The sequence below is a fragment of the Chryseobacterium sp. CFS2 genome (genome assembly GCF_036543225.1).
GTDB lineage: Bacteria > Bacteroidota > Bacteroidia > Flavobacteriales > Weeksellaceae > Chryseobacterium > Chryseobacterium culicis_A.
Genome location: NZ_JAZHQU010000002.1, coordinates 217,168 through 231,873, shown reverse-complemented (window position 1 = coordinate 231,873; position 14,706 = coordinate 217,168). Strand labels below are relative to the sequence as shown.

Genomic DNA, 14,706 nt, shown 5'->3' with positions numbered 1-14,706 from the left:
ATGGAGATCGTAAAGATATGAGTGGTTTTGATGAATATTTGTAGTTTAATTCTTTTATAAGGTTTTAAAAAATAGGTATAAAATAAAAATCAGAATAGAAAAACGTTCTATTCTGATTTTAAGTATTTCGAATTCTGATTTTTTTTGGCTCAGATTTTAAATAAACTGATAAACAATAAATTAATATTGCATCTTTCTCAATTTAGGATTGGTACTTCCTACAAGCAAAGCAATTAAAACAGTCATACAGCCACCAAATACAACAGAGCGTACAACCCCTAATAATTTGGCCATAAGTCCACTTTCGAATTGCCCCATTTCATTGCTGGACATAATGAAAATTGAATTCACGCTCAGAACACGTCCTCTGATATGATCAGGTGTTTTCAACTGAACAATTGTACCTCGGATAACCACGGAAATTCCATCAAGCATACCACTCATCACCAGGAACATAAAAGACAGCCAGTATAATTTTGATAAGCCGAATCCAATGATGCATAGTCCGAATCCTGTAACAACGACAAGCAGTATTTTTCCCTGGTTTTTTCGCAGAGGGACAATCGACAAAATAGTAATAATACACATGGAACCAATGTCTGAAGCTGCATTCAATAAACCGAAGCCTTCAGCTCCTGAATTTAAAATATCTGTTGCAAATACAGGGATCATTGCCACCGCACCCCCGAAAAGTACCGCAAACATATCAAGACATAAAGCACCCAGAATTTCTTTGGTTTTAAAAATATAAGAAATCCCTTCACGCATACTTTCCACTACATTCACCGTTTCTTTTTTATATTCTGAATACTGCTTATGGAGCTGCCAGAAAAATAATGAGGCAACAAATATTAATGCTAAAATAGCAACCAGAGTCCATTTTACACCGATGAATCCAATAAGAACACCACCAATTGCGTGTCCGCAAACAGAAGAGATCAGGAAAGTGGCCTGGTTCAGTGTTACTGCATTCGGAAGGTTTTCCTTCTTTACAATTTTAGGAATCATAGAAGGAACGATAGGCCCGATAAAAGCTCTTGCTATTCCCGTAAAAAAGATAACTCCATAAATATAATATGTAATCTGATGACCGGTGAAATGCATTTCTACATCCAGAAAGGCCGGAATCAGCAGAAGCCCGATCAGGAAAATATAAGCATAATTGCAGATGAGAAGCAGTCTCTTTTTTTCATTCATATCAATAACATGTCCCGCATACAGCGCACAGCTTACAGCGGGAATAACCTCTGAAAGTCCGATAAGGCCAATTGAAAAAGGATCTTTTGTTAATTGATACACCCACCATCCTAATAAAGTGGCAAGCATTCTGAAAGCTAAAACAATAAAAAATCTCCCGGTGAGAAGATTTCTGAATTCAACATTTTGTAATGTTTGTAACGGGGTAAAGGAAATCATGAACAAAAATAGCCCTAAAAATTTATTTAAGGCTATTCATATGACAATTTCTGAAAGATATATTAAATATATCTCAAAAGATAAAATCTATTTTAGTCAGCTCTGGAAGAACTTAATACGATGGCCGCAACTCCTGCTGCACCAATGATAGTAGCTCCCGCAGCAATTCTTGCTTTTCTTCTGTCTTTTACAGCTGCTACATTTGATTTAGGAATAATTACTTCTGTACTGTCTTTTTTACCGGCTGTACCAACAAGATTTTCGCCAACGACATTTCTGAATAAGATGGTCTGTTTTGGAGAGCCGTCTCTCATAGTGACTTTATATACTTTTCCGGCTTCAAGATTAGAATAGTTGTTTTTTGAAATATCTTCGCTGTATTTTGTCGTAGCACAAGACGTAATAACAAATAAAGACGTTAGTAAAGATGATTTCAACAGTACAGATGCTTTCATTATTTTCTTTTAGTTTTTCAAATTTATAATTTTTTTCGAATATATGTTTTCGGAATTGAAAAAATATGATTAAAGTTTGTAAATTTCTAAGAGATTTGCAATATTTCTGTCATTAGCCAATCTCGGAGTCTTATTTTGGCCTCCTAATTTCCCCTGAGATTTGGCATATTCATGAAAGGCATTTTTTTTAAGTCTCGTAATGTGTAGCTTCTGTAAAATATTTCCTGAAATCAAATCATCATAATAAGTATTCCTTGCCCGCAGCTGTTGATCCAGTTCTTCTCTAAATGCTTCTAAATCCTCCGGTTCTTTTTCAAATTCAATCAGCCATTCATGATAAGGAAGGCCTTCTGATGGATTTACCTGTGGGGCAAGATGAAATTCCGTAATCTGTGCCGGATATTTTTCAAGCGTCGCTTTCATGGCTTCTTCTATTTCAAAGGCAATCACATGTTCTCCAAATGCAGAAGTAAAATGTTTGGTTCTTCCGCTTACCAAAACCCTGTACGGATCTTTGCTGATAAACCTTACTACATCTCCAATAGAATATGCCCATAACCCGGAATTGGTGGTCAAAATCAGCGCGTAATCTTTATGAAGTTCAATTTCTTTTAACGTTAATCTTCTCGCTCTTGGCTTACCATATTCTTCCAAAGGAATAAATTCATAGAAAATTCCATGATTGGTTAATAACAGAAGTCCTTCTTTGGTATAGTCGTCCTGGAAGGCAAAAAAGCCTTCAGATGCCGGGAAAGTCTGAACAATATCTACTGTACCACCCAATAACTCTTCCATTTTATCCCGGTACGGTTCATAGTTGACTCCTCCGGTTACAATAAGCTGAAGATTAGGAAAAAGCTGTTTGATCTTTTTATCATGTTTTTCCGATAGTTTCTCAAAATACATAATCAGCCATGGCGGGATTCCAGAGATCAGAGTCATGTTTTCATGTTCTGTTTCCTCAATGATTTTGTCTACTTTGGATTCCCAGTCTTCCATAATGTTGGTTTCCCAGCTTGGAAGGCGGTTTTTTTGGAGGTAATTAGGGATGTGATGAGCTACAATGCCGGATAATCTTCCTGTCTTTATTCCGAATACCTCTTCAAGTTCCGGGCTGCCCTGTAGAAAAATCATTTTTCCGTTGACGAAATCAGCATTGTTTTTTTTGCTGATATAATGAAAAAGAGCGCTTTGAGCTCCTGCAATCTGAAATGGCATTCCTTCCTTGGAAATTGGAATATATTTAGACCCTGAGGTTGTTCCCGAAGTTTTGGCAAAATATTCCGGAGTTTCTGTCCATAGAATATTGGATTGTCCTTTTTTTACCCTTTCAATATAAGGCTTCAGATCTTCATAGTCGGCTACAGGAACTCTGTCCTGAAATTCTTTTACAGAATGGATGTTTTCAAAATCATGTTCACGCCCAAAAAGAGTCTTTTGAGCAGTGTTTACCAGGGAAATTAATAGGTCATCCTGATTTTTCTCAGCATTTTTTTTGAAATCCTCTGCTTTTTGGACATGTTTCTTTGCCCAGATCAGCGCCGCATTTTTCTTGAAGAAGTTTAACATGGGTCAAATTTATAAATAAGTAGAGAATCTGGAATCATTTTTTATAAAGCTTCACATAAAAAAACCGATGGAACATGTTCCACCGGCTTTTCGAAATTTGATTATGAAAATAACAACTATATGTTAATGTTATGCTTATTTGTTGGCCTTGTATCTTTTATCAGGCGTACCGTCTTTTTTCAGGTGTTTGTTTTCTTTATATCTCTTATCCGGTGTACCGTCTTTTTTCATTTTGGCCGCCGGTTGTGCAGGCTTCGCAGCTTTTGCATCCATTGCCGGTTTTGCCGCTTTTACTTCTGCTGGTTTAGCAGCTTTTGCAGTCGTTGCTTTTACAGGTGGATGAGCGGTAGCGCTTGTAGCGGGAGCAGTCTGCTGAGCAGTGGCAAGTCCTAATCCCAGGATCAAAGACATTGCAGATAAGAATTTTTTCATAAGAATTATTGTTTGTTTTTTGTTGAATAAAGATATACAAAAAGCAGGCTAGAATGTTGGGATTTTGAAACTTAACTAAAGTTTATTACAGCTTAAAAAAAAATTAAAACGCTTCATTTACAATAAAAAAGCCTGCCTTCAAAGATGAAGACAGGCTTGCATAATATATAAATAGACAAATCTAACGTGTACAGTTGGCTGTCCACGTTTTGCCGTCTTTTGCAAATAATATTTTTAAGGTATTATTATCAATTCTGATATAAGAGGTTGCTGTAGAACCAATCATCACTAAAGTATGGTCACCTTCCTGATTAAATTCAATTCCGTTAAGATCCGGAATACTGTTTGAGAAAGCGAAATTATACTTGGTGCCGCTGGCGATTTTTGTTACAAATACACTTCCGTTATCGGTACTGATGCTGGTAGAGCCTCCATCATTATAGGAAATCTTTCCTTTATAGGTTCCGGCAAAAAATTCATTGTTTACAGGATCGTCATCTTTGCTGCACGACGAAAATGATAATGCTGTGAATAATAACAGCATCATAACTCCTAAGATTTTAATTGCTTTTTTCATAATATCATTCTTAAATGTTTGGTTATACTTAAAAGGCCAAACACTATGCCATGAGGAAAAAATTGAATTTTTTTAACAGGTTATTAAATAAAATTGTAAAAAATTAAGATTTCTGAGGTTAAGTCCTTCATTTTAAACCCTCAGTCTTTCAGTTTTTCCAAGGAAGAAAAAAAATATCCGTACCTTTGTATATCATAAACGGTTTCGGAAAACTCCCGAAATCGCTTTTGTCGTTTATACCTTTACTATCTATGCAGTTAAAATCCATCAATGAAAAGTTCCTTCCAGACCTTATGCAGAAAGAGTTTGGGAAAGAAATTTTTACCCAGCTAGAAAACAATCAGCATATTGCTGTAAAAGGAAGTGCGGGATCTTCGGTTTCTATTTTTGTTGCTGAGCTTTTTTTGGTTCAGAAGAAAAATATTCTTTATCTGGTAGATGATAAAGAGGATGCATTGTATGCCAATACTGAGATGGAAGATCTTCTTGGTAAGGATAAAGTGCTGTATTTTCCTGCTACCCATCTTGAACCTTATCAGGTGGAAAAAACACAAAATGCCAATCTGGTTTTAAGAACCGAGGTGTTGAATAAAATCAATTCAGGAAGATCTCCGAAAGTGATTGTAGCGTATGCCGGAGCCTTATCTGAAAAGGTTTTGAAAAAGGAAGATTTTAAAGCAATTTCTCATCATATAAAAGTAGGCGACCAGCTGGATTTTGATTTCGTGGATGAGCTGCTTAATCATTATCATTTCCAGCAGGCTGATTTCGTTTCTGAACCTGGAGAGTTTTCAGTAAGGGGAGGAATTGTAGATGTGTTTTCCTATTCACATGAAAAGCCTTACAGAATTACTTTCTTTGGTAATGAAGTGGAAAGTATTAAAACCTTCGATATTGAAACTCAGCTTTCAGTGGATAAAGTGAAGGATTTCCAATTGGTGTCCAATATGAACTTTTCAGTAACGGGAACCAGAGTGTCATTGCTGCAGCTATTGCCTGAAGAAAGTTTTGTGGTTACCAAAAACGGAATGGTGGGAATGCAGAAGATCAGAACATTCTACGAAAAATCTCTGGAGAAATATGATACATTAAGTAAAGATATTGCGCACAGAGCTCCACAGGAACTTTTTATTTCTGATCAGGAGTTTCTATTCGATTATAAAAAATTCAAAACGGTTGACTTTGGAGGAACGGTGATTGAAGGACTGAAAGAAATTACCGAAGTCAAAATGGAACAGCTTCCACAACCGTCTTTTCATAAAAACTTTGAACTGCTGATTGAAGATATTGAAGAAAAGCAGAATATAGGATTTGACACCTGGATTTCCTTTTCAACAGAAAAACAGAAGGAAAGACTGGAATCTATTTTTGAAGAACTTGAACATGAGCTCCCTTTTAAAAGCTTTAAATCTGAACTTCATGAAGGTTTTGTAGATAACGGCCATAAACTGATGGTCTATACTGATCACCAGATTTTTGACCGTTACCAGCGATATAAAGCTAAAAATACTTTTGCAAAATCTGAACAGCTTACCCTGAAAGACCTGATGTCTTTGAAAATCGGGGATTACATCGCCCATATTGATCATGGAATCGGAAAATTTATGGGACTTGTAAAAGTTAATAACGATGGTAAAATTCAGGAATGCTTTAAACTGACCTATAAAAATGGAGATTTATTATATGTAAGTATTCATTCTCTTCATAAGATTTCGAAGTACAATGGACCGGATGGAAGAGAAATTGTGTTGAGTAAACTGGGATCTCCAGCCTGGAAATCTTTGAAACAGAAAACAAAGGCGAAGGTTAAACAGATTGCTTTTGATCTTATTCAGCTATATGCCCAGAGAAAAACGGCAAAAGGTTTTGCTTTTACACCAGATTCCTATCTGCAGAACGAATTGGAGGCTAGCTTTATTTATGAAGATACTCCAGATCAGGAAAAAGCGACCATAGATGTGAAAAAAGATATGGAAGCTGATACGGTTATGGACAGGCTGGTTTGTGGTGATGTAGGTTTCGGTAAAACGGAGGTTGCCATCCGTGCAGCATTTAAAGCGGCGACAGACGGGAAGCAGGTTGCGATATTGGTTCCCACGACTATTCTTGCTTTTCAGCATTACAGAAGTTTTAAAGAAAGACTTAAAGATTTTCCGGTAAATGTTGGTTATGTAAACAGATTCAGAACCGCTAAACAGAAATCAGAAACATTAAGTGCTCTGAAAGATGGAAAGGTGGATATTATTATCGGGACTCATCAATTAGTAAGCAGTTCTGTTAAATTTAAAGATTTGGGCTTGCTGATTATTGATGAAGAGCATAAGTTTGGAGTTTCAGTAAAAGATAAGCTGAAAACACTTAAAAGTAATGTAGATACGCTTACGCTTACGGCTACTCCTATTCCAAGGACTCTACAGTTTTCTTTAATGGCTGCAAGGGATTTATCTGTTATCAAAACGCCACCGCCTAACAGGCAGCCTGTAGATACGCAGTTGATAGGGTTTAATGAAGAAACTCTTCGAGATGCTGTTTCCTATGAACTTCAGAGAGATGGACAGGTCTATTTTATCAACAACAGAATTGAAAATCTCAAAGATATTGCGGGACTTATCCAAAGGCTGGTGCCTGATGCAAGAGTGATCACAGGACACGGGCAGATGGAAGGAAAACAGCTGGAAAAGAATGTGCTGGATTTTATGGAAGGGAAATATGATGTTCTTGTCTCTACTACCATTGTAGAAAGTGGAGTGGACGTTCCGAATGCCAATACTATTTTTATCAATGATGCACAAAGGTTTGGTATGGCAGACCTGCATCAGATGAGAGGAAGAGTAGGACGTAGCAACAGAAAAGCATTCTGTTATCTGATTACTCCTCCTTACGATATGATGACCTCAGATGCCAGAAAACGTCTGGAAGCCATTGAACAGTTTTCAGATTTGGGAAGCGGTTTCCAGATTGCGATGAAAGATCTTGAGATCCGTGGTGCCGGTGATCTTTTGGGTGCCGAGCAGAGTGGATTTATCAATGAAATGGGGTTTGAGACTTATCAGAAACTGATGCAGGAAGCTTTAGAAGAACTGAAAGATGATGCTGATTTTGAAAGCCTTTTTGAAAATGAAGAAGACAGGCAGAAACTTTTCAAATCTGTGAAGGATGTTAATATCGATACAGATCTAGAGTTGATGTTACCGGATTCATATATTTCCAATACAGAAGAAAGGCTGTTGTTGTATCAGAAAATTGCAGAGATTAATAATGAGGCGGATCTTCATCAGTTTGAACTGGAATTGATTGACCGTTTCGGAGCATTGCCAAAAGAAGTTATCAACCTTTTGAAGAGCGTTTCTCTGAAATGGCTTGCTGCTGATATTGGTTTTGAGAAAATTGTTATGAAAAACGGAGTGTTTTTAGGGTACTTTCCGGGGAATCCTCAGGATAAGTTTTATCAGACCGACCGATTCAGGCATATCATTAATTATCTGACCCGAAATCCCGCTGAGGCACAGCTCAAAGAGAAGTCAGGAAAAGAAGGTAACCAACTGATGATGAGAAAGGAAAGGGTTAAAAATGTAGATGAGGTTAATCTATTGCTTAAAGCTATCATTGAACATAATTAAATTTTATTTTTTATTTGTTGGAAATAAGATGATAAAAGTTGTGAAAAACGTATAAGAATATTAAATTTTTATGCGTTTTTTTGTGATTGTTATCATGTTTTTATTTTGTAATATTCCTGTTACAGAGAATTAAGGGCCTTTTTAGGGGCTTGAAATCACTTTCTGATGAGTAAAGAAATCTTGTAAACGCCCGTACAGTAAGGGTTTGAGACGTTAATCTCTTTTTTTAAATTGTGAAAAGTGGAGTTATGTAGAAATAATTCTACTTTTGTGTGTGATTAATTCTATTCCGTAATGTGTTTATTTCTATAGGTTTACCGATGTATAACTGGAATTTTTTGGACTTCATTGTTTACCTTTGCAGTCCTTATTATGAAAAAAATTATATATTGCTGCGCGGCTGGACTTCTTTCATTCTACGCCAACGCACAGGTGGGAATAGGTACTACGAAACCGAAATCTGTTCTTGATGTGAACGGAAAAACCACCTTAAGAAAAGAACTTAGAGTAGGCGGGACTTCAACTCAGGCTGGAAATGCCGGGTTAAACGGCCAGGTTTTGGTTTCTCAGGGTGAGGGTTTGCCTCCTGTGTGGAAATCTTTGAATGTTTCCTTTATGGAAGAGGGACAGTATAAGCTGATCAATTCTTATCTGTCATCGGATCAATTAGGGGTTACCTCTATTTCCAATGGGGTTGCCGGGGATAATATCTATACAAGCAAAGTGGGAGATAATGTCACTGATGCAGCTAAAGGTAACTGGAAAAAGATTGATGGTCTTAAAAATACGTTTACAATCAAAAACGGAAAAAACAGAATCACTTATCAGTTTCAGACAGGTATTGAAATGAAAGCACAGTCATCTACCACCATAGAAAGTGTAAGATTTGCCTGCGGTGTTTTCAGAAACGGTTTATTGGTGGCTGTACGTCCGGATAGAATCGCTACGAATAACAACAGTGGAAAAAATGGTCTTCAGGACTATATCTTTACCCTCAATTATACGGAACAGAATGTCCCTGTAGGGGTTCATAATATTGAAATTGCATGCCGCAAGATCGATGCTTCAAATTCCACTTCAGAATTTTCAATCGGAAGTAATGTACAGTCTTCAAGTGGAGTATCCAGCTCGTTTACTTTGGAATCTACCATGAAAATGGATGTTATCGAATACGTGAGCTATAAAAACTAACTAATGATGAAAAAACTATTATCAACACTGCTTTGTAGCATAGGACTTTTGGCAACAGCTCAGGTAGGAATAAAAACAGACACTCCAAAAGCACAGCTTGATGTAAACGGAGATGTTAACTTCAGAAATAAGATTGGTATTTTTAATGCCACAGATAACACCGTATTTCAGGGAAATAATGATCAGCTTTTGGTTTCGAGAGGTGAGGGTTTTGCTCCCATCTGGAAATCCCTTCGTATTCCTGAATATGAACCGAATAAATTTTATCTGATCTACAACAACTCCTTTTCAGATAAAGTAGGAGTTACATTTACCTCTTCAGAAGATTCTACGGTAGGTTTCGCTTCAAGAGGGGCAACTTTTACCAAAGGAAAAGAACTTAACAGTCTTCCGGGTTTTAAAAAAATTACGAACCTTTCAAAGACGATCAGTGTATTCAGTACTCAAAGTAAGGCTTACTTCCAGTTCGAAACAGTGGTTCAGGCTGACTTTGGAGCAGTAGGAGCAGTAGATACTTCAATAGATTATGCTTGTGGTATTTTTGTAGATGGTAAACTGGTGAACCTGAGACAAAGGAATTTAAAGGCCATTACCAGTACATATCCGTTTCTTACCCATACTCAGATCGGGATTGTAGATAATCTTGCTAAAGGAGATCATACGGTAGACGTTGCCTGTACAAGATTGGGTTCTTACGGAGCTTCCGGCAATAAACTTTCGATAGGAATTAATGGATATACTAACATTAATGACTTTATTGCCCAGTCTTCTCTAAAAGTTGACGTATATGAAGTTCCAGAAGTGTTTAACACAATTATAAACTAAGCAGGTCATGAAAAAAATACTATTTGTAACATCACTTCTTTTAGCTGTTATAGTAACTGCACAAGTGGGAATTAATACTCCTAATCCAACGAATATGCTGGATGTAAACGGAGATCTGAATATTGGAAAAGAATTAAGAACAGGAGGTACTGATATACTGAAAGGATCTGCCGGAACAGCAGGTGATATCCTGCATAATAATGCAGATTTAAACACCAATGACTGGAAAGCGATAAAAATTGCTGACGGGCAGGGAAGTATGTCTGTATTTTCAATAAATACGGTTTCAGACAAGACCGGAGTTAGCTTTTCAGGAAATAATGGTTCAACTAACCCTTACGGTGATGGAGATCCACTGAATACGAATTGGTCTGTACTTACAGGAACAATGGATACTTTCTCTGTGACCAATCAAACGAATAAAGCTACTTTTTCGTTTCAAACAACAGTACAGAAAACAGGCTCCAATTCTGCAAGTTTTGCTTGTGGTGTATTTGTAGACGATGTGTTGAGAGCCGTAAGAACTGATGTATTGCTTGGTGATCCAGGAGCATATAAAATTTTCAATCTTAATGCAACACTCACGAATCTTATGCCTAAAAATGATTATAAAGTTAAAGTTGCCTGCACAAAAAGAGCTATTTCCGGATCAACACTTGGAGTAGGAACTGCGGTGAATACTACCTTCCTCAATAGCGATATGTCACAGTCTGTTTTGACAACATCTATATTGCAGCCTTATTAATTTTCATCATAATACAATAATAGGAAATCTAAAAACGTTATGTTTTTAGATTTTTTTTGTTTATTAACTCTATTTCTTGTGAATTTGTTCAGATAAAGTGAAGTGTATTATCGAAAATTGAATTATATTTGGACAAGCTAAAAAAATTCTATATGGTAAAAAACTATTTTTTAAAAATGTTTGCCGGTATTGCTTTTCTTGGGCTGCTGACAGCATGTAATACTACTTCAGATCCTACAGAATCTATCCCGAATCCGGATGATGGACCACCTCCTAAAAGGGTTTTAGCAAAGGTGAGCTCGAATAATATGTCTCAGGAAGACTATGTCACAACAGCTGTAACCGGAGATCTGCAGACCGCGGTGTCTAAAGATGAATCTTTTGCCGGAAGTGCTTATTACACAGGAACGGTAACGTATACTAACAAAAATATCACTAAAATTAAATTTGTAAGCTCAGCAACATCCAGTCTTGTTTATGAATTTAATATTGTTCCTGATGCTACAGGTAAAAAGATTTATAATGCTACTTCTACAGCAACGGGGGCAACTCCTTCCGCTTCAGTGGTGAGTGATTATGCTTTTACCTATGACCCGGTTACCAATAGACTTACCAAGATTCTTGAGAAGAGAAAAGAAGCAGGAATAAGTGCTTATAATAAATTTATCAACTATGCTTTTGTGTATAGCGGAGAAAATGTAACTCAGGTAGTTTGCTCCAAAGGGTTATTGGATATCAACGGAAGCCCGAATATGGGTACAGCTGTGATAAGTAAGTATAGCTTTCAGAACTATGACGCTCAGAAAAGTCCATACTCCACACTTCCAACAGCTTATTTCATCACACGAAGTCTGATCAATCCAGCTCAGTTCTATAAAATATCTCCGAATAACCCTACTTCAATGTTTATAGAATTACCGGCACCAGCCACTCCTGTTAATACAGCGCAAAGCTATTCTTATGATAATCAAGGATATGTGGTTGTTGAGAAAAATCAAAATTTAACTTTTACCTATAAAAATTTATAGGAGAAATATAGTTATTAATCTTACCAGAATATAAATAATAATACAATTTTTAGGCAAAAAAAAATTATATTTGTCAAAAAAATAATCAATTACAAGGAAATGAAACAAATTTTCTATTTTATTTTACTGATCGCAGGTTTCTCCTCAATACATTCTTGCAAGGACATGCTGGATGAGGACGGAAATCCATTGCTGGATCTTAACAATACAGGAGGACTAAGCGGTCCCAGAGCATTATACAGAGAAATTACAGATAAAGATACTATCGCAGAATATCATTACAGCGGACTTCTTGTGACTAAAGTACTCACAGACAGTGCTTCCATTACTGATATTATGTACAGTGGTGATAAAATCAGCCAGATTAATTTCAACGGTTTCCTGGATCTTGACGGAAACGGAAAACTTGATAAGGACAGTGTATCATACACTCAATTATTCACTTATGCTAATAACAATAAGCTTCAGCTGATTTCTGAAAGCCGTTCAACCTTCAGAAGACCTCCGCCTGTAATACCGGGAGGCCCTTTGGGACCACAGACGTTACTGAAAAAAGAGAAAACGGCTTATCAGGTTAAGTACAGTACTGCTACAGGAAAGCTTGATTCAATCATTATGAAGAACGGACCAGATGTTCCGGGAGCTCCACTTAATTTCACAGATTACTCTAAAACAGCTTATACTTATGTTGGAGACAATGTATCTAAAGTGGTAAGAAACTACGGAACAATGACAGGAGGAGTATTTGGTGCTGTTACTGGAAAATATAGCTACGAGTACTATGCATATGATGATCAGGTAAGCCCATTCACCTTGTTGCCACATGTATATAAAATCTCAAGATTGTTATCTACAGTAATCAACGATAAAGAAAGCCTTATCTTATCTCCAAACAACCCTAAGAGATGGTCGGTAACAGATCTTACACCACCTATTCCAACTCCGGTTGTTAAGAGTACCAATTACGTTTATGATCCTCAGACTTACATGACAAAGGGATATGGCGTTAATTACATCTATAAACCACAATAGAAGAATTTTTTTTACAATATTGAAACTCAATCTTTCCTAAGATTGAGTTTTTTATTTTTTATCCCTTAATTTTGCAAAAAATTTCTGATGAAATATTTAATTGTCGGGCTTGGTAATAAAGGCTCAGAATATGAAAATACACGACATAATATAGGCTTTAAAGTAGCTGAAAAAATAGCTGAAACTCTCGAAGTATCATTCAATACCTCCAATTTTGGCTGGCTGGCGGAAGGAAAGCACAAGGGCAGAAAAGTTTTTGTTCTTAAACCGGATACTTACATGAACCTTTCCGGTAATGCAGTGAAATACTGGATGCAGAAGGAAAATATTCCCTTGGAAAATGTGTTGATTGTTACCGATGATCTGGCATTGCCTTTCGGAACTTTAAGAATGAAAGGAAAGGGCTCTGATGCAGGTCATAACGGACTTAAAAATATCAATGAAGTATTGCAGACCCAGAACTATGCAAGGTTACGTTTTGGCATCTCTGCTGATTTTTCTGCCGGAAGACAGGTAGATTATGTATTAGGAACATGGAATGAAGAGGAATCAGAAAAACTTACAGAAAGAATTGAAACCTTTGCTAAGGCCAGTCTTTCTTTCGTTTTCGCAGGCCTGAATAATACAATGTCTGCATTTAACGGGAAATAATTTCTAATTAGGATAAAGAAGGTCTGAAATTAAAATACAGTTTATCATATTGAATGACTGCCTTATTATTGAGGCAGTCATTTATTTAATATTTTCAAAATACACATGGGTTAAAACCTATTCGCTTTAAGATGTATTGCTGATATTAAATTATTGATTATTATTGTGTAATGAATTCACAGGTGAGAAATATTGTAATTAAAATATAATATTTCCAGGAAATATAAAAAACAAATGAAGTATTTTTTTATCCTATTTTTTGTAACTCTCTTAAGTTGTAACCAGACTGAAAATAAAAACGGAGAGAAAAGAAACGATTCATCACAGCAAAATATAGTTTTGATGATAGATAGATCAATATCGATGTATTCGATAGATTTTAAGCCCAGCAGATCAGAAGCAATTTTGAATGTTTTAAGAAATGTAGTGTCTGCTAAAAAAGAAAATCAGGCTTTTTCGATTGTAGTTTTTGCGGGAGACTCTTATCTCATCTGTCCTGTTACAAAAGACAAACAAAAATTGCTTACAACTATTGATAAAATTACAAAAGAGATAACTCCTTTCGGGCCATTGAAGGCCGGAACCAATTTTTCACATGCATTATTAAATGCATTATATTCCTTAGAAGGACAAGAAGGAGAAAACTCAATTCTTTTGTTTTCCGATGGAACAACAACCATAGATTCTTATCCTATCAGTTTGCCTGTGAACGAAGCGGTAAAAAATAATATTACAATTAATTCTATTGTGATTACCCCAAAAGATTTTGCTGTTTCTCCAGTATTTATGGATGTAAAGGGCAATCTAAAATTTGAAAAAATGAAATCAGTAAAAGTTGATACAATGAAAGCCAAAGAAATTCCTGGTAAGACAGGTGGAATTTTTAAAGTATTTTACACTCAAAAGGATCTTGAACAATTTGATTTGAAAAAAGCGATGATTCATTCAAATAATGGATTGATAGTAAAAGTAAATCCTGCTAAAACAGACGCTGAAAAACTGAAATTGATCTACTCGGAAATCAAAAAGAAGAATGACAGTATTAGGAATCTGCATAAATAAAGCTGTATTATAAAAGCTTATTAACTGATTTCAGGACAAAAACAATAAAAAATAAATGCCACCGAATTTCGATGGCATTTTCTGTAAATTATAATTGAAATTT

The 14,706-nt window shown here is 36.1% G+C and carries 13 protein-coding genes; 8 read left to right on the top strand and 5 right to left on the bottom strand.

The window, feature by feature from the left end; genetic code table 11:
• Positions 1–180 precede the first annotated feature (180 nt).
• The 5 genes from ODR02_RS04485 to ODR02_RS04465 form a co-directional block, all read right to left on the bottom strand.
• The gene (locus ODR02_RS04485; protein WP_209786266.1) at positions 181–1,416 is read right to left on the bottom strand and encodes an MFS transporter; all 1,236 of its coding nucleotides are present in this window, start codon (positions 1,414–1,416) and stop codon (positions 181–183) included.
• A gap of 92 nt (positions 1,417–1,508) precedes the next feature.
• Positions 1,509–1,871: a hypothetical protein gene (locus tag ODR02_RS04480; protein ID WP_034691515.1), complete on the bottom strand. Its 363-nt coding sequence runs from the start codon at positions 1,869–1,871 to the stop codon at positions 1,509–1,511.
• Positions 1,872–1,940: 69 nt separating this feature from the next.
• Positions 1,941–3,440 carry a GH3 auxin-responsive promoter family protein gene (locus ODR02_RS04475; RefSeq protein WP_309511716.1) on the bottom strand — a complete coding sequence of 500 codons (1,500 nt, stop codon included), beginning with the start codon at positions 3,438–3,440 and terminating at the stop codon, positions 1,941–1,943.
• Between the two features lie 135 nt (positions 3,441–3,575).
• The gene (locus ODR02_RS04470) at positions 3,576–3,872 is read right to left on the bottom strand and encodes a hypothetical protein (RefSeq protein ID WP_209786264.1); all 297 of its coding nucleotides are present in this window, start codon (positions 3,870–3,872) and stop codon (positions 3,576–3,578) included.
• Positions 3,873–4,053: 181 nt separating this feature from the next.
• Positions 4,054–4,449, bottom strand: a complete 396-nt coding sequence (locus tag ODR02_RS04465; protein ID WP_105683220.1) for a hypothetical protein — start codon at positions 4,447–4,449, stop codon at positions 4,054–4,056.
• A gap of 251 nt (positions 4,450–4,700) precedes the next feature.
• On the opposite strand from ODR02_RS04465, the gene mfd reads away from it, so the two are divergent.
• From mfd to ODR02_RS04425, 8 genes are all read left to right on the top strand, one after another.
• Positions 4,701–8,069, top strand: coding sequence for a transcription-repair coupling factor (mfd, locus tag ODR02_RS04460; RefSeq protein WP_309511715.1), 3,369 nt, complete (start codon positions 4,701–4,703; stop codon positions 8,067–8,069).
• A 372-nt stretch (positions 8,070–8,441) separates the two neighbouring features.
• Complete coding sequence (locus tag ODR02_RS04455; protein WP_209786262.1) at positions 8,442–9,260, top strand: hypothetical protein; 819 nt, start codon at positions 8,442–8,444, stop codon at positions 9,258–9,260.
• Positions 9,261–9,263: 3 nt separating this feature from the next.
• The gene (locus ODR02_RS04450) at positions 9,264–10,085 is read left to right on the top strand and encodes a hypothetical protein (protein ID WP_309511714.1); all 822 of its coding nucleotides are present in this window, start codon (positions 9,264–9,266) and stop codon (positions 10,083–10,085) included.
• A 7-nt stretch (positions 10,086–10,092) separates the two neighbouring features.
• Positions 10,093–10,830 carry a hypothetical protein gene (locus ODR02_RS04445; protein WP_209786260.1) on the top strand — a complete coding sequence of 246 codons (738 nt, stop codon included), beginning with the start codon at positions 10,093–10,095 and terminating at the stop codon, positions 10,828–10,830.
• A 152-nt stretch (positions 10,831–10,982) separates the two neighbouring features.
• Positions 10,983–11,858, top strand: coding sequence for a hypothetical protein (locus ODR02_RS04440; RefSeq protein WP_309511713.1), 876 nt, complete (start codon positions 10,983–10,985; stop codon positions 11,856–11,858).
• A gap of 99 nt (positions 11,859–11,957) precedes the next feature.
• Positions 11,958–12,890, top strand: a complete 933-nt coding sequence (locus tag ODR02_RS04435) for a hypothetical protein (protein WP_209786258.1) — start codon at positions 11,958–11,960, stop codon at positions 12,888–12,890.
• Positions 12,891–12,977: 87 nt separating this feature from the next.
• Positions 12,978–13,541, top strand: coding sequence for an aminoacyl-tRNA hydrolase (pth, locus tag ODR02_RS04430; protein WP_209786257.1), 564 nt, complete (start codon positions 12,978–12,980; stop codon positions 13,539–13,541).
• A 342-nt stretch (positions 13,542–13,883) separates the two neighbouring features.
• Entirely contained in the window at positions 13,884–14,603 is a 720-nt protein-coding gene (locus ODR02_RS04425) for a vWA domain-containing protein (RefSeq protein WP_309511712.1), read from the top strand.
• Positions 14,604–14,706 lie beyond the last annotated feature (103 nt).